This window comes from Confluentibacter citreus, from assembly GCF_002807055.1.
In the GTDB taxonomy this organism is placed as follows: domain Bacteria; phylum Bacteroidota; class Bacteroidia; order Flavobacteriales; family Flavobacteriaceae; genus Confluentibacter; species Confluentibacter citreus.
The window spans coordinates 581,571-603,841 of record NZ_NIXN01000001.1 but is presented as its reverse complement, the minus strand read 5'-3'; the positions used below and the strand labels follow the sequence as shown (position 1 = coordinate 603,841).

24 protein-coding genes are annotated in these 22,271 nt (G+C 33.2%); 4 read left to right on the top strand and 20 right to left on the bottom strand.

The genetic code is table 11. From position 1 onward, the window contains the following. Positions 1 to 124: 124 nt before the first annotated feature. The 13 genes from atpG to CDH49_RS02520 all read right to left on the bottom strand — a co-directional run bounded on the left by atpG (position 125) and on the right by CDH49_RS02520 (position 11,553). A complete protein-coding gene (gene atpG / locus CDH49_RS02580; RefSeq protein WP_100613731.1) occupies positions 125 to 985 on the bottom strand; it encodes an ATP synthase F1 subunit gamma in 861 nt (286 codons plus the stop codon). A gap of 104 nt (positions 986 to 1,089) precedes the next feature. Then, entirely contained in the window at positions 1,090 to 2,667 is a 1,578-nt protein-coding gene (atpA, locus tag CDH49_RS02575) for a F0F1 ATP synthase subunit alpha (protein WP_100613730.1), read from the bottom strand. Positions 2,668 to 2,725: 58 nt separating this feature from the next. Then, positions 2,726 to 3,262, bottom strand: a complete 537-nt coding sequence (atpH, locus tag CDH49_RS02570; protein WP_100613729.1) for an ATP synthase F1 subunit delta — start codon at positions 3,260 to 3,262, stop codon at positions 2,726 to 2,728. Positions 3,263 to 3,267: 5 nt separating this feature from the next. Beyond that, a complete protein-coding gene (locus tag CDH49_RS02565) occupies positions 3,268 to 3,768 on the bottom strand; it encodes a F0F1 ATP synthase subunit B (RefSeq protein ID WP_100613728.1) in 501 nt (166 codons plus the stop codon). A gap of 78 nt (positions 3,769 to 3,846) precedes the next feature. Then, entirely contained in the window at positions 3,847 to 4,038 is a 192-nt protein-coding gene (atpE, locus tag CDH49_RS02560; protein WP_100613727.1) for an ATP synthase F0 subunit C, read from the bottom strand. 29 nt (positions 4,039 to 4,067) lie between these two features. After that, a complete protein-coding gene (atpB, locus tag CDH49_RS02555) occupies positions 4,068 to 5,156 on the bottom strand; it encodes a F0F1 ATP synthase subunit A (RefSeq protein ID WP_100613726.1) in 1,089 nt (362 codons plus the stop codon). A 116-nt stretch (positions 5,157 to 5,272) separates the two neighbouring features. Further along, complete coding sequence (locus tag CDH49_RS02550) at positions 5,273 to 5,659, bottom strand: hypothetical protein (RefSeq protein ID WP_100613725.1); 387 nt, start codon at positions 5,657 to 5,659, stop codon at positions 5,273 to 5,275. Then, positions 5,660 to 5,890, bottom strand: coding sequence for an AtpZ/AtpI family protein (locus CDH49_RS02545; protein WP_262496590.1), 231 nt, complete (start codon positions 5,888 to 5,890; stop codon positions 5,660 to 5,662). Next, positions 5,850 to 6,269, bottom strand: coding sequence for a bactofilin family protein (locus tag CDH49_RS02540; RefSeq protein WP_100613723.1), 420 nt, complete (start codon positions 6,267 to 6,269; stop codon positions 5,850 to 5,852). The genes CDH49_RS02545 and CDH49_RS02540 overlap by 41 nt, the downstream gene beginning before the upstream one ends. 11 nt (positions 6,270 to 6,280) lie before the next feature. Next, the gene (porW, locus tag CDH49_RS02535; RefSeq protein ID WP_100613722.1) at positions 6,281 to 8,839 is read right to left on the bottom strand and encodes a type IX secretion system periplasmic lipoprotein PorW/SprE; all 2,559 of its coding nucleotides are present in this window, start codon (positions 8,837 to 8,839) and stop codon (positions 6,281 to 6,283) included. Between the two features lie 117 nt (positions 8,840 to 8,956). Then, the gene (locus CDH49_RS02530; protein WP_100613721.1) at positions 8,957 to 9,652 is read right to left on the bottom strand and encodes an ABC transporter ATP-binding protein; all 696 of its coding nucleotides are present in this window, start codon (positions 9,650 to 9,652) and stop codon (positions 8,957 to 8,959) included. A 12-nt stretch (positions 9,653 to 9,664) separates the two neighbouring features. Further along, positions 9,665 to 11,143, bottom strand: coding sequence for a DUF5687 family protein (locus CDH49_RS02525; RefSeq protein ID WP_100613720.1), 1,479 nt, complete (start codon positions 11,141 to 11,143; stop codon positions 9,665 to 9,667). 8 nt (positions 11,144 to 11,151) lie between these two features. Beyond that, a complete protein-coding gene (locus CDH49_RS02520; RefSeq protein ID WP_100613719.1) occupies positions 11,152 to 11,553 on the bottom strand; it encodes a DUF2059 domain-containing protein in 402 nt (133 codons plus the stop codon). Between the two features lie 138 nt (positions 11,554 to 11,691). Between CDH49_RS02520 and CDH49_RS02515 the strand changes: the two genes are divergently transcribed. Beyond that, positions 11,692 to 12,747, top strand: a complete 1,056-nt coding sequence (locus tag CDH49_RS02515) for a ferredoxin--NADP reductase (protein ID WP_100613718.1) — start codon at positions 11,692 to 11,694, stop codon at positions 12,745 to 12,747. Positions 12,748 to 12,779: 32 nt separating this feature from the next. Here CDH49_RS02515 and CDH49_RS02510 read toward each other — a convergent pair whose 3' ends face one another. After that, positions 12,780 to 13,796, bottom strand: coding sequence for a glycosyltransferase family 9 protein (locus tag CDH49_RS02510; RefSeq protein WP_239970551.1), 1,017 nt, complete (start codon positions 13,794 to 13,796; stop codon positions 12,780 to 12,782). 45 nt (positions 13,797 to 13,841) lie between these two features. Next, positions 13,842 to 14,447: a DUF4254 domain-containing protein gene (locus CDH49_RS02505; protein ID WP_100613716.1), complete on the bottom strand. Its 606-nt coding sequence runs from the start codon at positions 14,445 to 14,447 to the stop codon at positions 13,842 to 13,844. 165 nt (positions 14,448 to 14,612) lie between these two features. On the opposite strand from CDH49_RS02505, the gene upp reads away from it, so the two are divergent. Continuing rightward, on the top strand, positions 14,613 to 15,272 hold the full coding sequence (upp, locus tag CDH49_RS02500; protein WP_100613715.1) for a uracil phosphoribosyltransferase: 660 nt from the start codon (positions 14,613 to 14,615) through the stop codon (positions 15,270 to 15,272). On the opposite strand, the gene CDH49_RS02495 is transcribed toward upp, so the two are convergent. Further along, complete coding sequence (locus tag CDH49_RS02495; RefSeq protein WP_100613714.1) at positions 15,261 to 16,184, bottom strand: DUF6427 family protein; 924 nt, start codon at positions 16,182 to 16,184, stop codon at positions 15,261 to 15,263. The genes upp and CDH49_RS02495 overlap by 12 nt on opposite strands. Before the next feature lie 39 nt (positions 16,185 to 16,223). Between CDH49_RS02495 and CDH49_RS02490 the strand changes: the two genes are divergently transcribed. Beyond that, positions 16,224 to 16,451: a DUF6341 family protein gene (locus CDH49_RS02490; RefSeq protein WP_100613713.1), complete on the top strand. Its 228-nt coding sequence runs from the start codon at positions 16,224 to 16,226 to the stop codon at positions 16,449 to 16,451. On the opposite strand, the gene purD is transcribed toward CDH49_RS02490, so the two are convergent. Continuing rightward, entirely contained in the window at positions 16,446 to 17,717 is a 1,272-nt protein-coding gene (gene purD / locus CDH49_RS02485; RefSeq protein WP_100613712.1) for a phosphoribosylamine--glycine ligase, read from the bottom strand. The two genes, CDH49_RS02490 and purD, sit on opposite strands and share 6 nt — an antisense overlap. A gap of 90 nt (positions 17,718 to 17,807) precedes the next feature. On the opposite strand from purD, the gene CDH49_RS02480 reads away from it, so the two are divergent. Next, positions 17,808 to 19,109: a phenylacetate--CoA ligase family protein gene (locus tag CDH49_RS02480; RefSeq protein ID WP_100613711.1), complete on the top strand. Its 1,302-nt coding sequence runs from the start codon at positions 17,808 to 17,810 to the stop codon at positions 19,107 to 19,109. Here CDH49_RS02480 and CDH49_RS02475 read toward each other — a convergent pair. The 3 genes from CDH49_RS02475 to CDH49_RS02465 are packed head-to-tail and all read right to left on the bottom strand — an operon-like array spanning position 19,093 to position 22,218. Further along, positions 19,093 to 19,872 (bottom strand): glycosyltransferase family 2 protein, encoded by a 780-nt coding sequence (locus CDH49_RS02475; protein WP_100613710.1) that lies wholly within the window; start codon positions 19,870 to 19,872, stop codon positions 19,093 to 19,095. The genes CDH49_RS02480 and CDH49_RS02475 overlap by 17 nt on opposite strands. 4 nt (positions 19,873 to 19,876) lie before the next feature. After that, positions 19,877 to 21,229: an undecaprenyl-phosphate glucose phosphotransferase gene (locus tag CDH49_RS02470; protein WP_100613709.1), complete on the bottom strand. Its 1,353-nt coding sequence runs from the start codon at positions 21,227 to 21,229 to the stop codon at positions 19,877 to 19,879. 2 nt (positions 21,230 to 21,231) lie between these two features. Next, positions 21,232 to 22,218 (bottom strand): UDP-glucuronic acid decarboxylase family protein, encoded by a 987-nt coding sequence (locus CDH49_RS02465; protein ID WP_100613708.1) that lies wholly within the window; start codon positions 22,216 to 22,218, stop codon positions 21,232 to 21,234. Positions 22,219 to 22,271 lie beyond the last annotated feature (53 nt).

The following is a 22,271-nucleotide window of genomic DNA, read 5'->3' as shown; positions in this document are numbered from 1 at the left end:
ATAAAAAAACCTCACTTAAAAAGTGAGGTCTATTATTGTGGATTCCTGCTTTCGCAGGAATGACAAAAATCGTAATTATTCAAAGCCTCAGTCTTTTCGAAATTTGACTTCGCAAAGGCTTCGTCTAATTGTTCAAAGCCTCCGCTCCACCAACAATTTCTAAAATTTCGTTGGTAATGGCTGCTTGACGTGCTTTGTTGTATGTTAATTTCAATTGATTCCTTAATTCTGTGGCATTATCGGTTGCTTTATGCATGGCGGTCATACGCGCACCATGTTCGCTTGCGAATGAGTCTCTAACGCCTTTATACAATTGGGTCTTTAATGACTTCGGAATTAATTGCTCAACGATTTCTACTTTTGAAGGTTCAAAAATATAATCTGTGTTATTATTAGGGCTACCTTCAACAGGAACAATTGGTAAAAACTGTTCTGTGGTGACTATTTGCGTAGCAGCATTTTTAAATTTATTGTAAACGATTTCAATTTTATCAAACTCGCCAGCAACAAATGTATCCATTAACATTTGAGCGATGTTGCCAACATTATCAAAGGTTAAATCATCTAAAACACCACTCTCGTTTGCAATAACCTTATTGGTTTTTTTAAAGGCATCATTTGCTTTTTTACCAATAGCTACATAAGAAACCTCTTGGTTAGCATATGTTTGAGACGTTAACCTGTTAACCTCTTTAATAATATTTGAATTAAAAGCACCTGCTAAACCTCTATTAGAAGTAATAGCAACAATCAAGACCTTTTTTACCTCTCTTTGGGTTGAAAATTTACTTCCAGAATCTGCATCTAAAGTGGCGCTTAAACTTTGTAAAAGTTCGGTTAACTTATCTGCATAAGGACGCATTGCCGTAATAGCATCTTGTGCCTTTTTTAACTTTGCAGCCGATACCATTTTCATGGCACTGGTAATCTGCATTGTAGAAGACACCGATGTTATTCTGTTACGTATTTCTTTTAGATTTGCCATTTTTCCTCTCCTAACCTCTCCAAAGGAGAGGGATTGATTAGTTGTTTTTAAATAATATTTTAGATCCTCTATAAACTCCTCCCTTTTGGGGAGGCTGGGAGGGGCTATCTATATTTACTAGATAAATCTTTCGCTACAGCTGTTAATGTATCTGTAACCTCATCGGTTAATTTACCTGCTTTTAGATCGGCTAAAACATTGCTGTGTTTCGCTTTTAAGAATTCTAAATAGTCTCTTTCGAATTCTTTTACTTTTTCAACAGGTACATCTCTTAACAGGTTTTTAGAACCTGCATAAATAATTGCAATTTGATCTTCTACTTTAAAAGGATCGTTTTGAGCTTGTTTTAAAATCTCCACGTTACGCTTCCCTTTTTCAATAACGTTTAAAGTCACAGCATCTAAATCGGATCCAAACTTAGCAAACGCTTCTAACTCACGATATTGTGCTTGGTCCAATTTTAAAGTACCTGCTACTTTTTTCATGGATTTAATCTGAGCGTTACCCCCCACACGAGATACCGAAATACCCACGTTAATAGCTGGACGTACACCAGAGTTGAATAAATCACCATCCAAGAAAATCTGCCCATCTGTAATCGAAATTACGTTTGTTGGTATATATGCTGAAACGTCTCCTGCTTGTGTTTCAATAATTGGCAATGCCGTTAATGAACCACCACCTTTAACAATCGATTTTAATGAATCTGGAAGGTCGTTCATATTCTTAGCAATCTCATCATTATTGATGATTTTTGCAGCACGCTCCAATAAACGAGAGTGCAAATAGAAAACGTCTCCAGGATACGCCTCACGTCCTGGTGGACGACGTAATAATAAAGACACCTCACGGTAAGCCACGGCTTGTTTAGATAAATCATCATAGATGATTAAAGCTGGGCGACCAGAATCCCTGAAATACTCACCAATAGATGCTCCTGAAAACGGTGCATATACTTGCATCGCAGCTGGATCTGAAGCATTAGCAGCAACAATAGTCGTATATGCTAAAGCACCTTTTTCTTCTAATGTTTTTGCAATTAAAGCCACTGTTGACGCTTTTTGGCCAACAGCAACATATATACAATATACAGGATTTCCTGCGTCGTAAAATTCTTTTTGATTTAATATGGTATCAATACAAACCGCTGTTTTACCAGTTTGACGGTCGCCAATAACCAACTCACGTTGTCCACGGCCAACAGGAATCATCGCATCGATAGACTTAATACCAGTTTGTAATGGTTCAGTTACAGGCTCACGGAAAATAACTCCAGGTGCTTTACGCTCTAAAGGCATTTCGTAAGTTTGACCAGTAATAGGCCCTTTACCATCAATTGGATTTCCTAAAGTATCTACAACACGTCCAACAATACCTTCCCCAACTTTAATAGAAGCAATACGAGACGTACGTTTTACTATGGACCCTTCTTTAATACCTACTGAAGGACCTAATAATACAATACCAACGTTATCTTCTTCAAGATTTAGTACAATACCTTCTAAGCCGCCTTCAAATTCAACTAACTCTCCATATTGAGCATTAGCCAATCCGTAAGCACGTACAATACCATCACCTACGGTTAATACAGTTCCTACTTCATCTAATGAAGCACTTGCTTCAAAACCTGATAGTTGCTTTTTTAAGATTGCTGATATTTCAGCTGGTTTTACTTCTGCCATCTTTTTTTAGTATTTAGATCTTAGACGCTAGATGTGAGACATCCTCGTTTAACCCTTTTTAATTTAATATAAACTCTCTTTTTAATTTACTTAGTTGATTTGTAATACTCGCATTATACTGAATATCACCTATTCGCAAAATGAAACCACCAATAATGCTTTCATCGATTACGTTTTCTACCTCAATATCTTTACCTGTAAGCTCTTTAGCTTTTGCTAATACTTTGGCCTTTAAATCCTCTGATAGAGCAACCGCAGTAGTTACAGTAGCTAGTTCTATACCTTTAGATTCATCAAATAACTGATTGTATTTATGTGCAACATCACTTAATATATCAATCCTGTTATTGCTTATTAAAGTATCTATTAGGTTTAATATAGACTTACTGGAGTTTTTAAAAACTTCCAATAAAATGGATTTTTTTATGGACGAACTTACCACAGGGCTTTTAAGCGTATCGCTTAAATCTTTGCTTTGCGAAATAGTAGTGGCAATAAGTTTCATCTCCGTATTTAAAACGTCAGCCGTTTTTTCATCTGAAGCTAAACTTAAAACTGCCTTTGCATAACGTATTGCTGCTCTTGCTCCTGCCATGATTCTTAATTAAATTTTGTTTCACCTAACATAGACTCAACCAATTTTAGTTGTTTATCACTGCTAGATAATTCTTCACGCATTACTTTCTCTGCAATTTCAATAGATAAATTAGCCACTTGGGTTTTTAACTCGGCAATAGCCGCTTTCTTTTCGCTTTCAATAGCTGCTTGAGCTTGCTCTATTATCTTATTGGCTTGATCTTGAGCTTCACCTTTGGCATCTTCAATCATTTTATTCTTGATGTCACGGGCATCTTTCAACAAAGATTCTCTTTCCATTCTGGCCTCTTGCAATAACTTTTGGTTATCTGCTTGAAGATTTTGCATTTCTAATTTTGCTTTTTCGGCAGATTTTAACGCATCTTCTATACCGCTTTCTCTCTTCTCTACAGCATCAAGAATGGGTTTCCAAGCAAATTTTCTTAAAAGTAAAACTAAACCAATAAACAATACTAATTGCCAAAAGAATAATCCTATTGAAAAATCATTAATTAACTTTTCCATTTATATCTATGTTTTAATAAATATTAAATTTAAAAAAACAGCTTTAACCAACCGTTAAAGCTGTTTTTCTTACTTTTTTTATGCTGCAAATAAAGCAGCAAATCCAATACCTTCAATAAGTGCTGCTGCAATAAGCATAGCTGTTTGGATTTTTCCAGAAGCTTCTGGTTGACGCGCAATTGCATCCATTGCAGATCCACCAATTCTACCGATACCTAAACCAGCACCGATTACGATTAAACCTGCTCCTACAATAGTTGGAATTTCCATAAATATATATAATTAATTAAACATTCTTTTTAGTGGTCGGCGTGATTATGTTCTTCTACTGCCGATCCAAAATACAATGCTGATAACATTGTGAAAATATAGGCTTGTAAAGCAGCTACCAATAGTTCTAACAATGATAAAGCAAATGCCAAACCAAATGATAATGAACTTCCTAACCAGTTTTTGAAAATAAACATTAAACCAATAATACTCATTAATACAATATGTCCCGCAGTAATATTTGCATAGAGACGAATTAATAATGAAAATGGTTTAATAAGTGTTCCTAACAATTCTATTGGTGCTAAAATAATTTTCATGGGCCATGGCACGCCTGGCATCCAAAAAATATGCCCCCAGTAGCTTTTGTTGGCCGTAAAAGTTGTTATTAAATAGGTTAACAATGCCAAAGCTAATGTTACAGCAATATTGTTTGTTACATTAACTCCAAGCGGTGTTAAACCTAATAAGTTTATAATCCATATGAAAAAAAACACGGTTAACAAGAAACTCATGTAACGCTTATAATGTTTTTTCCCAATGTTTGGAATGGCAATATCATCCCTGATGTATAGAATAATAGGCTCTAAAAATCGTCCTGCTCCATTTGGCACAGTATTACCTTTTCTATATTTCCCAGCCATTCTACTAAACATGAAAAACATAAGTAAACCAATAGCAAAAATGGTAAACACATTTTTTGTAATAGAAAAATCTAAGGGTTTTTCGTTGGTTGCATGATGTTCTTCATCATAATTTATAGTTCCAGACGCATCTGTTTTATAAATTTTACTATGATATGACTTGTAAAAACTTCCGTCTACTTCAGCAACTGATTCTCCATGATGTAACTTTGAAGAAGAAAAAACTTTTAACCCATTGTCCCATAAAATGACTGGCAATGGAAAACCAATATGCTTAGTTTCACCTGATTCTGTTTCGTAAGAAAACAAACTGAAGTCGTAAGAATCCTGTAAATGGTGCTGGATGTATTCTTTTATTTCTGTTTTTTTGTCGGTTTTTACTTCAACATGCTCTGCTTCCTCTTGTCCAAAGAAAAAAGAGGTAGATAAAAACAGTAATAATGTTATAGGTTTTAAAGATATTTTTCTTCGCATATCACTCTAAATAATAGTGGCTTAAAAATCGCTGCAAAGGTATGTTTTTATGTCAAAAACAAAAATAATTTTATGTTTTATTTCATCACTAAAATTGAACTCTATTTATGGCACTATTAATCCATAGTATTTAACCATTTACTAAGGCTTATGGTTTCTAGAATCAAGCCCACTGCATAGGGTATAAAAAAGGCGGCAAATTCCAGCCTAGAGATATGATTGTCAAGCTTATAAAAAGGATAAAAGAAGATAAAAAATATAGCGAATTTTAGAGCACTACCAACCAAAAACAGAAAACCTAATTGGCTTTTATACTTTTTCCTTAAGGCATAAAGAATCCCAAAAACAGCTATAATTAAAAATAAGTTAGCAATATATGAACCAATTATTCTGTCATTGAATAACGGGTAATCTAAAATATTCAGAACAGTTAAGTGAATACCAAATACAATTAGCAATAAAACAATCGCTTTTATTGTAAAACTTGAAAAGGGATTGCTCATTTAATATTTAATTTTATTGACCTGCTTAATGACCATGTAAAGAGAAATGGCAACTCCCAAAAGCGTGGTTATGATTATGAACAATTTATCACCATGGTAGAATTTAGTATCTAACCATTTGCCTAAAATAACAAATAAGTAAATGGTAACACCCATTTGAATGGCTATACCAGAAAGTATAGCAAGGTTTTTAAGCTGTTTTTCCGGTTTCTTGTTCTCGTTGTTGCTCACTTTTATTCATTTCTTTTACGGTGCCTTTCATGATACACGTTACATTAAAAGTGGCTCCCGGCTCTACAGCCAATTTACCAGCAACAACTTCGCCTTCTATATGTGCCGATGCTTTTAAAGTTAATGTGCCCGAAAGTGCTAACTTACCCGAAAATTTACCCTCAAAATAAGCATCTGTTCCTTGTAGTGTTCCTTTAAGTAAGCCCGATTTACCAACAACAACTTTTCCCGTTGTTTTTATATTACCTTCAATGGTTCCGTCTATTCTAAAATCGCCCTCACTATTAAAATCGCCTACAATTTTTGTGCCTAGAGAAATAATGTTTTGATTTGATGTGTTTTCTACCATTTGTCTTTCTTTTTTATTATCAGAGAACATAATATTATTATTTAATTATTGCCAATATTTAAATACATATCTAAATTCTTATGAATTTGAATAATTTGATAATTTGCAGATGATATTGCAAAGTAGGGTTCCTTAATTGTTTGTTTATCTTCTTTAGTTAATAATTGGTCAAAGGTTTTTGCTACTTGTTCATTTTTTAACCCATGAACGATAACAAATGTGGTGTCTTTATTGTAAACATCTTTTGATGAACTTAGCTCGTAATACTTTAGCTTGCTTAATACGGTATCTAAAGATACTTTAAAACTTTCTATACTTTCTTTTTTAGAATTGTGAAAGCTAAAAACCACTTTAAAATTATTTTCTGGAGTATCCACTATAAAATCTTTACTGGCTATTTTAGGCAGCACTTGTCCTTCAATATCTTGAGCCTGTTGACCTTCGGCTGTATTAGCATAGGTAATGGCAATATAATTTATGCCTTTGGCGTAAGCATCATACCCATATAAACGTCCCGACGCCGTTGCTTTTAACAATTCCAATTTAGGTACTATAGGTTCACCATCAAACATAGTTATATACTCTTCAGTTTTAGTGATCACGGCATCATATTCTTGGTTTTCAAGCTTCCCATACAGTGTTTCATATAAACTTTCTGGACTATTTTCATCTTTGGCAGAAGCAAGTTCTGGATTGCTTAAAATAGTTGCATATCTTGATTCAGGATAATTTGAAACAATATCATTTTTTGCAATCTTGGCTTCGTCGTTTTCACCTAAAGCTTCATAAATCTTATACAGATTGTATTTAGATGGCAATATCAATCGTTCCTCGGGATTGCTTTGAAGTAAATTTTGTAATTTGTCTTTGGCCAATTCGTATTCATTGAATTTTTCTTTATAAATCAATCCTAATTGATAGTATGCATAATTGCGTTCTCTGGAAATACTGTCAATGTCTTTTTCTTCGGAAGGAATTTTGGATATGTAATATTGTGGGTCAAACAATTCGCTTTCGGTAGCCGCAGGTATAACGTTGTTTGACAAAACATCTGTATCGATGTTTGATGCATTTTTAATACCCCATCGCCAATCGTCTTCTAAAGTCCGGTCACCCCAAATTTTAACAAACTCGTTTTTACCATAAGCAACTGTTGTTGGATTGTAAAAATAGAAGGAGGCCGCTTGATTGGGCAGGCCCCCAAATCCCGAAGGCATTACATTTCCTTGGTTATTGTTTACGGTTATGAGCCCTTGGTTTCTTACCTGCGCTTCTTGCCTTTCTTTTTGTTTTTCAGTTTGAATTTTAAGTTGTTCTACGAACGTTTCAAAATAAGATAACCTATCGGATTCCGGTAAATTAACAATTTTTAAAATGCTATCATTCGTTTGGGCTATGCCTTCATAATATATAACATCTTCCAGATTATCTCTTTTCCGCTTTATGGTTCTATATGCTTTAGAGTTTTCTGCCAATTTGGTCATTGTGCTATCATAATAGTTACCAGCATCTCTGTAAAGGGCTTTATCAAAATTCATGTTTCCAAGAATTTCATAATTTCGGGCCATTAATATAGCATCTTGGGAATTTGTTCGTAACGACTTATTAAAGTATTGTTTGGATAATATTTCTGAATTGGTTTTAAGATAAAACTCTGCTATCTGGTGGTATATTTTATCTAAAAAAGGACGGTTTTCTCTATTTTCTTCAAGGTTGGTTAAGTGTTCCAATAATTCAATGGTATTCCCGTTTTCATAATCGAAGTTTTTTACTTTTTCAATTTCTGCACTAATAAGATACATACGGGGTATCTTTCGATTTAATTTAATCACCTTGTCAAAAGCATACACAGCGCTGTCTCTATAACCTAAAGCATTGTAAAGTTGTCCTTGAATAAAGCTATAACGCCCTCGTTCTTCATTTCTTTTGGTCGCATTTGCAGCAATTTCTAATTTAGTAATTGCACTGTCAATGGATTTTCTGTTAATATAAGCTTGAGCTAGAATAGATGTGGCGTCTGCAAGATCTTGGTCTTCTAAAACTTCTTGTTTTAATAACCGTTTCAGGTTTTTAATGGCCAACTCATCATTTTCTAAACGGATATTGGTTTTTTCTCTCCAGATTTTAGCCTGATTAATTTTATCACTAGCGGGGTATTTATATAATATGTAGTTAAAGGCTTCAAGTGCGGGCACAAAACGTTGGTCAAAATACCTGGCCTTACCCAATAATAAATACGCTTCGTCTATTTGTGGATTTTTTTCTTTGCCTTCAATATCCATTCCATGCATTTGGATGGCTTTAACGGCCTTTTCCTCAGCTCGAGAAAAAGATTCGTTCTGGGATTGTCCAGGCATTATAATATCTTCAAACACTTCCATGCGCTCAATGGGTAAGATGTCCCAATAATTATCGAAATAACTTTCGTTTAAATTAGAGCGTCCCTCTTCTAAAGCGTTGTAGCCATTATAAAGTGCATTGTATTCAGCCGTTATTGCATGAAAATTTCGGCTAATGAATTTGTCTTTTTTTCTTGAACAACTTGTTACAAAAAAAACAGAGAAGCCAATAACTGTTATTAATTTAAAAAATGTTTTCAATACGCTTGTTGCTAGTCAAGTACATAACTACAAACTAGTATTTATAGTATGTACTTGGGTAAAAATAAACATCTTTTTTGATTAACTTCTAAAATCAAACAATTTTTAGACGAGTTGTTAATTGGTAAAATGGGCTTCCAATTCCTTTAAAGTGGCTTCGTTAGTGGCCAAGTCTTTTACTATTTTACCTTTTTCCAATACAACAATACGTTCACAAACATCTGTAACATGCATTAAATCGTGACTAGAGATTAAAACGGTTACCCCCTTTTTCTCAGCTAAATCCTTAATAATGCCTTTAAGCCTTATTTGTGTAGTGGGATCTAAATTTGCAAAAGGCTCATCTAAAACAATAACTTCAGGATTTCCTATTAATGCCGCCACGATACCAACTTTTTTTTGATTTCCCTTACTTAAATCTCGCAGATATTTTTTTTGGTTTAAAATCTCACCATGAAAAAAATCTTCAAATTGAGATAACAAAGCATCAACATCAGCTTTGTTTTGGTTTCGAAGTTCGCCAATAAAATAAAAATATTCTTCGGCAGTTAAATAGCCAATTAAAAAACTTTCGTCAATAAAAGCGGATGTAAAAGGTTTCCAGTCTTCGCTTTCATTCACTTGGATATTATTGGTTTTTATAAACCCTGTTGTTGGTTGAATTAAATCTAAAAGCAAACTAAAATACGTGGTTTTACCTGCTCCATTGTTTCCAACTAAACCAAAACTTTGCCCTTTAGGAATGTCTAGCGATTCAATATTTAAAACTAAATTATTATTGTATTTTTTTGAAAGATTTGATGTTGTTATCATTTTTGTAATATGTTATTTGTTTTCATCGAAAGCATTAATCATTTTATATTTTGACTCTAGATATTTTGCAGTAATAACTCCCATTAATTTTTGATGCAGCACAATACCTGCAACTCCAAAGACAGCTATTATTAAACACGCCACCTCAAACCCAACCAGAAAGTAAAAAAGCGCAAATAAGCCCATTGGAAGGATTAACAAAGGAATCCCTATAAGCCATTGTACCGCTCCAGTGCCCTGATAATTAAAGGCAGCTTTTTGACTTAAATCAATTTTCTTTCTGTTAAATGAGCCACCATACAAAATAACATGTGTATTAACGCCTACATTGTAGATAGCCGCAGCAAAATGTGCCAATAAAATTTTCCATCCAAAAAATACATATGGAATGCCCAATACAAAAAGTATAATCACACTTACGGACATTAGAGTAAATTTTGATTTTAAATATTGCTCGTACTTGATATTTTGACTCATTAGCAATTTATAATAACCGCTATCCCAGGCAGGAATAAATTGACCAAAGTTTATTAAAAAAATTCCTGTTGAAAAAACGCCTATAAATACAAAAAACCATGGTAAATTTTGATAGGTTGGTTGTGGATAAAAAAACAACCCGTAAAGTAACCCTAAAGCCAGCATCCAAACCGAGGATTTTGTTCGTTTGTTACGCCAAATAAGTTTTAAATCTAATTTCATAAAAGGAGCAATGTCACCAAAGTTTTTTGTCCATTCTAAATTAGATGCATTTACCTCTTTAATTTTTGTTTTTAAGCCACTGTCTAAAAATAACTTTTGCCTTAATAATTTAAAATTAAACCAATACAAGATGCCAAGTATAACTATTAGGGTTATATTGAGTATTGGTGTTTTGTAAATAGCATTAAACCCATTGGATATGATATTACTAAAAGAAATGATATTAAAATGATTTAAGGCATACAAACCTCCTGTTAATAAAACAATCGGAAGGATTGATAATTCGGTTTCGGCAGAGAAACTTTCAATAATAAAATTTAAGAAATTAATTATTAGCGTTACTAAAACCAATCCTATCATCCATCCTAAAACTGCACTAGTAGGATAATCTTTAATTATTAATGTAATACCAAAAGGCACAATTGCAAAAAGTGGTAAAAAATTAAAAAACGATAAAGCCGATTTTCCTAAAACAAAGTTTACAATATCTCTTCTTTTTATTGGTAATTGTAAAAGTGGTTTCACACTCATTACTGGAAGTTTTTGAAAGAAAAACCTAAAAATTAAATCGGATAAAATCCAATAAAAAAGTACGCTATTAACAATTAGCAAGGGGTCTTTATCTGGGAATGCCTCTTTAAGACCGGGATATAAAAGCAATCCCATTCCTAAAAAAAGTATTATAAAATAAAGCGATATAAATCCCATAAATATTTTAATGCCTAAGCTTTTCCCAAAACTAGCAGACCTTAAAAACGACTTCCACTCTAAACTTAAAAATTGTTTTACCATAAGTTTGGTTAGTTGTATTTTTGAGCGATTCCTTGTAATTCCATTCCCCAAGATTGACCCATCAGCATGCCCTTTTGGGTTAGACTCAACTGCTTTTCAGCAAGTTTTTTGCCCAAATCGGTATGGTAAAAAGCAACTAATTCTTTTATTTCGGCTTGAGTAAACTCAGTCATATATAAATCCGCTAATTTATCATACAGCCCATCTAAAGTGGCGTTAGCTTCCTTTTGGTAAGCTTCCTTATTTGCTTCAGACACCATGGTGCCAATTTGAGTAATGGCATTATCAAAAGCAGCTCCAGAACCTGTTAATTTAATGAATTCGATAGTTTCTTTTTTAAATTCAGAAGTGTCTTGAGCTTGAATGACGGCAGTAACAACTAAGAATAATACTAGCAATATTTTTTTCATGATTTTAGGTTTTTAATGATTAGTGATTTATTTGATAAATTAGATTTCCTTTTATTAGTAAAAATTTTACAATAATTGTTACAATCAAAATTTAAATTTACAAATCTACTTCCCTATTTTTGCAAAAAACATTAATAAATGTCGTCATTTCACAAACTCACAGTAAAAAACATCCACAAAGAAGCCAATAAAGCCATTAGTATTGCTTTTGATGTTCCTGAAAACTTAAAATCGTTTTTCCTATTTAAAGCTGGACAATATATTACCATAAAAAAAGACATTAATGGTAATGAATTAAGACGCGATTATTCCATTTGCTCTTCGCCAAAAAGTGGTGAGTTAAAAGTGGCTGTGAAAGAGGTGAAAGATGGCACATTTTCTTCTTATGCAAATAATGAATTAAAAGTGGGCGATGTGTTAGATGTCGCGCCTCCCAAAGGTCGTTTTGTGTTTGAACCTAATGACAATAAAACTAAAAACCTTGCTGCTTTTGCTGCTGGTAGTGGTATTACCCCCGTTTTAAGCATTATAAAATGCGCTTTAGAAGAAGAAATACATAGTGAGGTTATTCTAGTTTATGGTAATAAAACCATTGAAGACACCATGTTTTTAAATGAACTTTTAGAGCTTCAACATCAATATAAAGATAGATTTTCAATTCAATTTGTGTTTAGCCAAGCACAAGAAGACAACGCTATTTTTGGTAGAATTGAAAAAAGTACGGTAAATCTAGTGGTTAAAAACAAATACAAACATATTGATATTGATGCTTTTTATTTGTGTGGTCCTGAAACCATGATTCACACAGTAAAAGATGTTTTAACCGAGCATGGTGTTGCTTCGGATAAAATCCATTTTGAACTTTTTAAGGCTGCAAAAGTGGCCGAAATTATAGAAGAAGCCTCTACAACAGGTAAAACTAAAGCCACGATTATTGTGGACGATGAAGAAACAACCATCGAAATGTCCCAAAAACAAACCATTTTAGAAGCTGCTTTGGATGAGGATATGGATGTGCCTTACTCTTGCCAAGGAGGTATTTGCAGTAGTTGTTTAGCACGTTTAAAAGAAGGCGAAGTAACTATGAGGCAAAACAATATTTTAACGGAAAAAGAAGTAGCCCAAGGACTTATTTTAACATGTCAGGCACAGCCTACCTCAGCAACAGTCGTTGTAGATTATGATGATGTGTAAATTAGAAATTTAGAACGCTTCGCTTTTAGATTTTAGACAATTGAAATAATCTTATTTAAAATAGTTTCTGGTAAAATACTACCAGCTGCATTTTCGTAACCTTTAGGATATTTATTACCGTAAATAGAGGTTGGAATTTTAGGGAATTTATTTTTATTAGCAAGTAAGGCATAATCATCTGGTTGATTGAAAGGAACAAATCCAGCAAACGGATGGGTCACGCCCCAAACAGTAACCACTTTTATACCTAACATAGCTGCTAAATGACCATTTCCAGAATCCATGGACAACATGAGATCTAGATTTGAAATCACATCTAGTTCCTCATCAAGTGTCAATTTCCCAGATGTGTTTATGGCGTTTTGAAAAGAACTTTCAACATCATTTAAAATAGCCGTTTCTTTTTTTCCGCCTCCAAACAAAATAATTTTATAGTCTTTTGAAAGTGCCCAAATAACCTGTTTCATTAAATCTAACGGATACATTTTACTTTCATGAGCTGCAAAAGGCGCAATTCCAATCCATTTTGTTGTTTTATGCCCTAATATTGCAGAAACTTTGGAAGTTAATTTTTTGGGTGTTGGAAATGACGGATTACTCAAATCTAAATTAAATCCTAGTTTAATAAAAACCTCAGCATACCGTTGATGGGTTGTTTTTAATTGCTGAAACCGCTCACCAGAAATCAATGCTTTTTTTTCTGCTCTGCCCTTATCAATTTGAACGAACGGTTTTCCGAAGAAAAAGAATTTTAGAATATTGCTTCTTAATACATGATGTAAATCTGCTACGGCATCAATCCCCAATGTTTTTAATTCTTTAGAAAGTTTAAAAAGTCCTAAAACTCCTTTATGTTTACCTTTACCTTCAAACGGAAATAGAGAAACATTCGGTAAATCCCTAAAAAAGGGAAAGAAAAATTCACGGGTTAAAACTGTAATTTTAAGTTGCGGATTCTGTTCTATCAAGGCACGTAAAATTGGTACCGTCATGGCCACATCGCCCATAGATGAAAGACGAATGACTAGCATGTGTTTTGAGTTGGACATTTTAATTTATAAGGATGAGATTCCTGCCTTCGCAGGAATGACCAATTATTTCTGCCCTCGTAATATAGGGTTTAACTCATCATCATTGTACATTTTCATTTGTTTGTAAACTTTCATGTACTTGTCGCCACTTTCAATATCGTAAAGCAACGTATCTATGGCTGTTGACAAATCTACACGCTGCTCAAGTAAAACATCCAATTTTACTTTACAAGCCGCTCTATGTCCGTCAGAAGCATCTGTACGCGTGGCTTCTTCGTTCATGTGATAAATTTTTAAAGCTAAAATTGATAATCTATCAATGCCCCAAGCTGGGCTTTCGGTATTGATTGTTGCATTTGCTTTTGGAGTAACATCCTTATATTTTTCTAACAAATAACTGTCAATATATTCCACCATATCGGTTCTGTCCTGATTGGATGCATCAATTTTACGCTTCAATGTTAAAGCTGCAACGGGGTCGATTTGTGGGTCGCGAATAATGTCTTCATAATGCCATTGTACCGTATCAATCCAACATTTTCTATATAGTAAATGCTCTATTAAGTCGGTTTTTGAGTAGGCGTTTTCAAACGGTTGGTCTACGCTGTTAATAACGTGATATTTTTCAATAACTTCTTGGAATATTTTATTCGCTTTGCTTGTAAACATGATGTATTAATTTAAAGTGCAAACCTACAAAATTTAAACAATAAATAATATTACTTCGGTTTCTGTAGGTTCACGGTTTCCGTTTTATTAAAATTGATATGATAACCGTAAATATAAGTCTAAATAATTAACTTTAACATTCAAATTTGAAAGATAGAACGCACCATGCATATACATAACCTTTCTCTGCAAAACTCTGTATTAAATACCTTTTTATCGGAAATTAGAAATATTCACGTTCAAAAAGATAGTATGCGCTTTAGACGGAATATTGAGCGTATTGGTGAGATTTTGGGATATGAAATGAGTAAACTTTTAAACTATAAATCTTCAACCATTGAAACTCCTTTAGGACATTGTGGCATTGATTTAATTGATAATGATATTGTTTTATGCTCTATTTTAAGAGCAGGCATACCGCTTCATAATGGTTTGCTCAATTATTTTGACACAGTTGAAAATGCGTTTATTTCTGCTTACAGACATCATAAATACAACCCTGAAAGTTTTGAAATTATTGTTGAGTATTTGGCATGCCCCAATTTAGAAAATAAAACACTCATTTTGGCAGACCCAATGCTGGCAACAGGACAATCGATGGTGGCTACTTTTGAAGCCTTAAAGCCTTTTGGAAACCCGAAGGAACTTCATTTAATTAGTATTATTGGCGCAAAAGATGGTGTTGATTTTGTAGATAACCACTTTGATGATTCCACTCATTTATGGATTGCAGCCATTGATGACACACTAAATGATAAGGGCTACATTATTCCCGGACTTGGTGATGCCGGTGATTTAGCTTTTGGTGAAAAACTACAGAAATAATATGATAAAAGGGACGGTAATAAGTGTGAGTAGAAATAACTCCCTAAACCATTTATCTTGAATGGTTTCCACATAATTGGTTATAATAATTGCCAAGGGCGCAAACATAAATAAAAACTCACTTCCATCTTTATTGGGAGCCAAAAAAACGGTAACAAAACTAATAACAATAGCTAAAAAAACGATTTTAAATGCGGGTCTGAATGCTTTTTTCTTGCTTTTAATAGTTCTTATATAAAACAATGAAGCCCAAACACCAAAAGACAGTAACATCGTGATGGCAATTAAAAATTGAGGTGTGTTGTATTTATTAAAATCGTAACTCACATCTGGAAGACTTTTAAAAAATCCGAAAAAAGTATTATTATATAGTATGGATATACTTATTGCAATAACAAAAACTGCTGCAACCCCAACAAAAGGAATAAGCCAATGTTTAATTTTATTGACTGAATATAAAAATAGTGCTGCGAATATCATAACAAAAAACAGAATGGCCCAAAAGTAAAATAGCGATGCTACTGCTATCCAAAAAGCAGCATCAAACAGCTTTTTCTCGGGAGTAATCATGGAGCGTAAACTTATGATTCTTCTGAAACTAAGTAGTATAAAAAAGTTTGCAAATAGAATATTTGTATTTGCAGTAGTTTGAGTTATAGCCAATAAAAACAAACTAAAAAGTAGAATTTCATAACTATTCTTTTTTGTTAAGCTATGCTTACTAACAATAAAATTAACTAATAAAACAGATACAAAACAAAACAAGAACAAACCTATTTGCTTAAAAATATAAGCAACATCTATTGGTTCAATTACTAGCTTTGTTCTAGCCGTTATGAAAGCTAAAAGCGTAATAAAAAACACAATAATGAAATTTATTGGTTTAGATTTTTTAAAAATACTTGTTATCATTAACCGTTTTTGTATTTTTGTTTTGTAAATATACTAACTATGAAGGATTTCTTTTACGCTATACAGGATTTATTTGTTGATGTGCTTTTTGCACCTTTTGATGCCTTAAGAGCATTAGAACTTGAAAGCTGGTTTTTAGCCAATGCTTTCTCATGGATTTTCCTTATTATTGGCTTTGTTGCCATGGTTTACTGGATGATTCAGCTTAAGACATTCAATGATAACAACGAAGAAGATAAGAGCGTTTCAGCTCATTCTTATTTATAAGTCGAAACCAATATCTTTACGATAATACATCTTATCGAAATGTAGTTTTTCTATATTTTGATAAGATTTTTTTATGGCTTCTTGGTACGTATTGCCGTAAGACGTGATTGCCATTACACGCCCTCCAGAAGTAACCACTTTACCTTCTTTTAATTGAGCACCCGCATGAAAGGCTATAGAACCTTCAATGGCATCAATACCTGTAATTTCCTTACCTTTTTCATAATCTTCAGGATAACCGCCAGACACCAACATGATGGTTGTGGCGGCACGCTCATCAATTTCAATATGGATGTTGTCTAATGTCCCATCGGCCATGGCTTGCAAAATGACCACAAAATCATTTTTCAGCCTAGGCAAAACAACTTCCGTTTCTGGATCGCCCATACGTACGTTGTATTCAATCACTTTGGGGTCGTCTCCAACTTTAATTAATCCTATAAATACAAAACCTACATAAGGCAAGTTATCTTTCTTAAAACCGCTTATAGTTGGTTTTACAATGCGCTCTTCAATTTTACTAAGAAATTCGTTGGTAGCAAAAGGTACTGGAGATACGGCTCCCATGCCGCCTGTATTTAATCCGGTATCGCCTTCGCCTATACGTTTGTAATCTTTAGCTGTTGGCAATATTTTATAATGTTTACCATCTGTCAACACAAAACAACTTAACTCGATGCCATCTAAAAATTCTTCAATCACCACTTTGGTACTTGCTTGTCCGAATTTAGATTCCACCAACATGCTCTTCAATTCCGCTTTAGCTTCATCTAAATCATTTAAAATAACAACGCCTTTCCCTGCTGCCAAACCATCTGCTTTTAATACGTAAGGCGGATTCAAAGTTTCTAAAAAAGCATAACCTTTCTCTACAGTTTCTTTTGTAAAACTCTCATAAGCTGCCGTTGGAATGTTATGTCGAAACAAAAATTCTTTGGCAAATTCTTTACTCCCTTCTAATTGTGCGGCGGCTTTTTGCGGACCAATAACAGAAATGTGTTTAATGGTCTCGTCATTTAAAAAGAAATCATGAACACCAAGAACCAATGGGTCTTCCGGGCCAACCACAACCATATCAATATCTTTATCTAAAACCAGTTCTTTTATAGCTTCAAAATCGTTTACACCAATATTCACATTGGTTGCTATAGTTGCAGTTCCAGAATTTCCTGGTGCTACAAATAATTGTTTACATAACGGACTTTGAGCGATTTTCCAAGCGAATGTATGTTCCCTTCCGCCAGAACCTAGAATTAGAATATTCATTGTGATTTCTATTTTATGTGGTGCAAAAATAAAATTAATGAGCCGAATTCAAGAATATTTTTTATTTACTTTACAAAAATTACTTTCAGCTTGAAATTATTTGATCTTTCATTAAAATTTAATGGCTTCCCCATAGAGAAAGCTAAATCTGTTTTGAAAGCTATTCAAAATGAAAAGGACTTTTCAGATTATGTTGAAACAAAAAAGCAAGAGATTGTTTCTTATCATTTAAAACACAATCCGTTTTATAAAACATTTGCAAAAAACATCAACGTAATAGATTGGAATACTATTCCCGTAATGACTAAGCGCGATTTACAACAGCCATTGGCTAATCGCCTTTCGGAAGATTTTTCAAAAAAAAGCGTTTACATCAATAAAACATCGGGCTCCTCTGGTGACCCGTTTATTTTTGCAAAAGATAAGTTTAGTCATGCCTTAACATGGGCTGGATTTATGGATAGATATAACTGGTATAATCTAGACTTTAACACCTCTAAACAAGCACGGTTTTATGGCATTCCTTTGAATAAAAAAGGATATTACAAAGAGCGCATTAAAGATTTTTTAAGCAACCGTTACCGATTTTCAGTGTTTGATTTGAGTGATGCCCAACTTGAAAAAAACCTAAAAAAATTTGAATCAACCCAATTCGATTATATCAATGGTTATACAAGTTCCATTGTTCAGTTCGCTAAGTTTTTACAACGAAGAAACATTGTTCTTAAAGATGTTTGTCCGACATTAAAAGCATGTATTGTCACTTCTGAAATACTTTTTGAAGACGATAAAAAATTATTGGAAGCCCATCTTGGAGTGCCTATAATCAATGAATATGGTGCAGCCGAATTAGGCTTGATTGCCTTTCAGAATACAAATGGGAAATGGATGGTAAATAATGAAGATTTATTTATTGAAATTCTAGATGAAAACAACCAGATTTTGTCCTACGGACAAGAGGGCCGTATTGTTATAACGGCTCTTTATAATAAAGCCCATCCGTTTATTCGATATGATTTGGGCGATATTGGTAAACTTTCAAAGGATAGCACAGCCAAAAACCCAATTCTTGGAGCATTAATAGGCAGGACCAACGATATTGTTATGTTGCCTAGTGGAAAAAAAGCTGCAGGATTGACGTTTTACTATGTTACAAAAACGGTTATTGAGGATGGCGGAAACGTCAAAGAGTTTATTATTGAACAACTTAAAATAGATACTTTTAAAATAAGCTATACTAGCAGGGAAGAACTTTCTAGAGAAAAAATTAAAGATATTAATAAGGCGATTGACACCTATTTGGAATCTGGATTATCGATTGTTTTTGAGAGAAAGGAATCTTTAAAAAGAAGTAACCGAGGTAAAATGAAGCAATTTAAGTCTTATTTGTAGAAACGGTTTGTTTTGACTTTATGAAAAAGTGTTCAAATAAAAACAGGGTCATATAATAAATAGATTTTATTACTGAAAACCCTAATCCCTTTCTGTAAACCCAGTAATTGTATTGTATCAAATTAAATTTGTTTGAGGACATGGACGCTTCCCGCACTCTATAATACGCTAATGATTCTTCAATGCTTTTAGCGGCTTTCCCGGACTTTTTAATGGCAGTCAACCAAAGTGACCAATCTTGCCGTTTACGTAGGTTACACGATGTTATTTTGCCTAATGCTTTAGCGTTATAAATCCCTGTTAAGTTGCCAATATAATTACTTTTTAAAAGTTTTTTATATGTTAGTGTCTGTAAGGCTTTTATTGTTTTATTTAACGGCTCTCCTTTTTCATTTATTAAATCATAGCTACTAAAACATACATCACAATGAGTCGTTTCCATAAAAGCTAATTGCTTTTCTAGTTTATTTGGTTTCCATACATCGTCTCCATCTAAAAAAGCTATATAATCCCCTTTAGCAGCCTCAATCCCTTTGTTTCTAGTTATCGCTGCTCCAAGATTCTTTTCGTTTATTATAAGACTTATATTGGAATGTACTTTTAGAAAAGGCTGGACTATTTCTAAAGTTTTATCTGTTGAAGCGTCATCAATGAGTAAGAGTTCCCAATTTGAATGGGTTTGATTGATGACACTGTTTATTGTTTCTGAAATATAAGCTTCAGAATTAAACATGGGTGTTATTATAGAAACTAAGGCTCCCAAGATTTTAATATGCCTTTTTTTCTCCCTTTAAAGCATTTACTAATGTTTGAATGATGATTTTCAAATCCAACAGTAAAGACCAGTTTTCTATATAAAAAATATCATACTTTACCCGCCCAATAATATCTTTATCGGCTTCAATTTCACCTCTAAAACCGCTAATTTGAGCCAATCCTGTAATACCAGGTTTTACAAAATGTCTCACCATAAACTTATCCACTTTTAATGCATACATATTGGTATGTATTACCATATGTGGGCGTGGACCCACAACTGACATTTCTCCAAAAAGAACATTGAAAAATTGAGGTAATTCGTCTATGCTTGTTTTCCTAATAAACTTACCAATTTTTGTTATGCGTTGATCGCCCTTCTTTGCTTGGGATAAGTGGGCATCATTATTGGGCGTCATTGACCTGAATTTATAACAATCAAACTCTTTATAGCTAAACCCATTTCTTGTTTGTTTGAAAAAGACTGGACCTCTAGATTCTAATTTTATCAATATGGCTAAAATGGGTGTTAGCCATGACAATACGAAAATGATAATGAACGAAGATAGTAGAATATCGAATAATCGTTTAACAAACTTATTGATAGGTTCTTGTAATGGAATTGCTCTTAATGATAAAATGGGAATGTAATCGTAATACTCGTACTTGAGTTTTTTAGAAAAAATATCTTTATTGTCGGGAATAAACTTAAGCTCCCTTAAATTATTATCAGCAAAATCAATCAGTTTATTAATCTGTTTATTAGATAATTCAGCTACAGAAAAATAAATTTCATCAATATCATTTTCAATAACATATTTAAAACAGTCATCCAATAAAAAGCTCTCATTATTAGTGTCAAATTGTGCCTTAAATAAATACCCAAAATCTAACCGAGTTTTAAATGTTTTTATTAATTGTCTAGTCTTATCGTTGTTACCAATAACAATTACTTTTCTTGTATTTCCCCTCAATATCTCTCTGTACTTTTTTAATAAATAGAAAGTTAAAAACTTAACTATAAATATTAATAAAAAAGCAAACAGTAAATAATCACCTAAGGCTAGTCTGCTAATGTTTGGTTGTTTGAAAAACCCTATAAATGCATAAAGAATAACCGCAAAAGCTATAAATTGTTTGAAAAGAAGAGGAAATAGCTGAATGATTCTGGTATGCCTCTGTACTTGATAAAAATGGTTTTTAAGAGTGATTATTATCCACAATATGGATATATAAATACTAAACACATAAATATTGTTTAGGTTGATTTCAAAAAGAAAAATAGACCCATTTAGTATCACTAAATCAATGAATCCAAATAATGGTTTTATTAAACCTGAATATCTCCCCTTCTTGAACCTCAATTCTATGATTTTATATGATTTTTAAAATCCTTATGCTCACTTTTATAAAGTTCTTCTGCTGTTAAGCTTTTAAAATAATCATAGGTGATTTTCATTCCTTCGGCTCTATCAACCTTAGGCTCCCAGCCTAGTAATTTTTTTGCTAAAGAGATATCCGGTTGTCTTTGCATGGGGTCATTAACCGGTAAATCTTTATAAATTACTTTTTGGGTTGTTCCCGTTAGCTTTATAATTTCCTCAGCAAAATCCTTAATGGATATTTCATGTGGGTTTCCAATATTTACGGGATATTCGTAATCGCTTAACAATAAACGATAAATACCTTCCACCTGATCATCCACATAGCAGAAAGAACGTGTTTGCGATCCATCGCCAAAAATAGTTAAATCCTCACCTCTTAATGCCTGTCCCATAAACGCTGGAATAACCCTGCCATCATTAAGTCTCATTCTTGGGCCATACGTATTAAATATTCGAACAATTCGTGTTTCTAGACCATGAAATCTATGGTACGCCATAGTGATAGATTCTTGAAAACGCTTGGCTTCATCATAAACACCTCTGGGACCTATGGTATTTACATTTCCATAGTAATCTTCTGTTTGGGGATGCACTAATGGGTCTCCGTAAACTTCTGAAGTGGATGCAATTAAAATACGTGCTTTTTTTGCTTTTGCTAAGCCTAATAAATTATGGGTGCCTAATGAGCCTACTTTTAATGTTTGGATGGGGATTTTTAAATAATCTATAGGGCTAGCGGGAGATGCAAAGTGTAAAATATAATCAAGTTCACCATCAATTTTTATGAACTCTGTTATATCATGTTTAATAAATTCAAAATTAGGATGATTGTTTAAATGAGCTAAGTTCTTTTCGTCGCCCGTAATAAAATTATCCATTCCTATTACATAATATCCTTCTTTAATAAAGCGGTCGCATAAATGAGACCCTAAAAAGCCTGCGGCTCCTGTTATTAGAACTTTTTTCATTTCTTTACTATTTTGATTTTAAATATTAATAATATTGACGGTTACAACGTTTT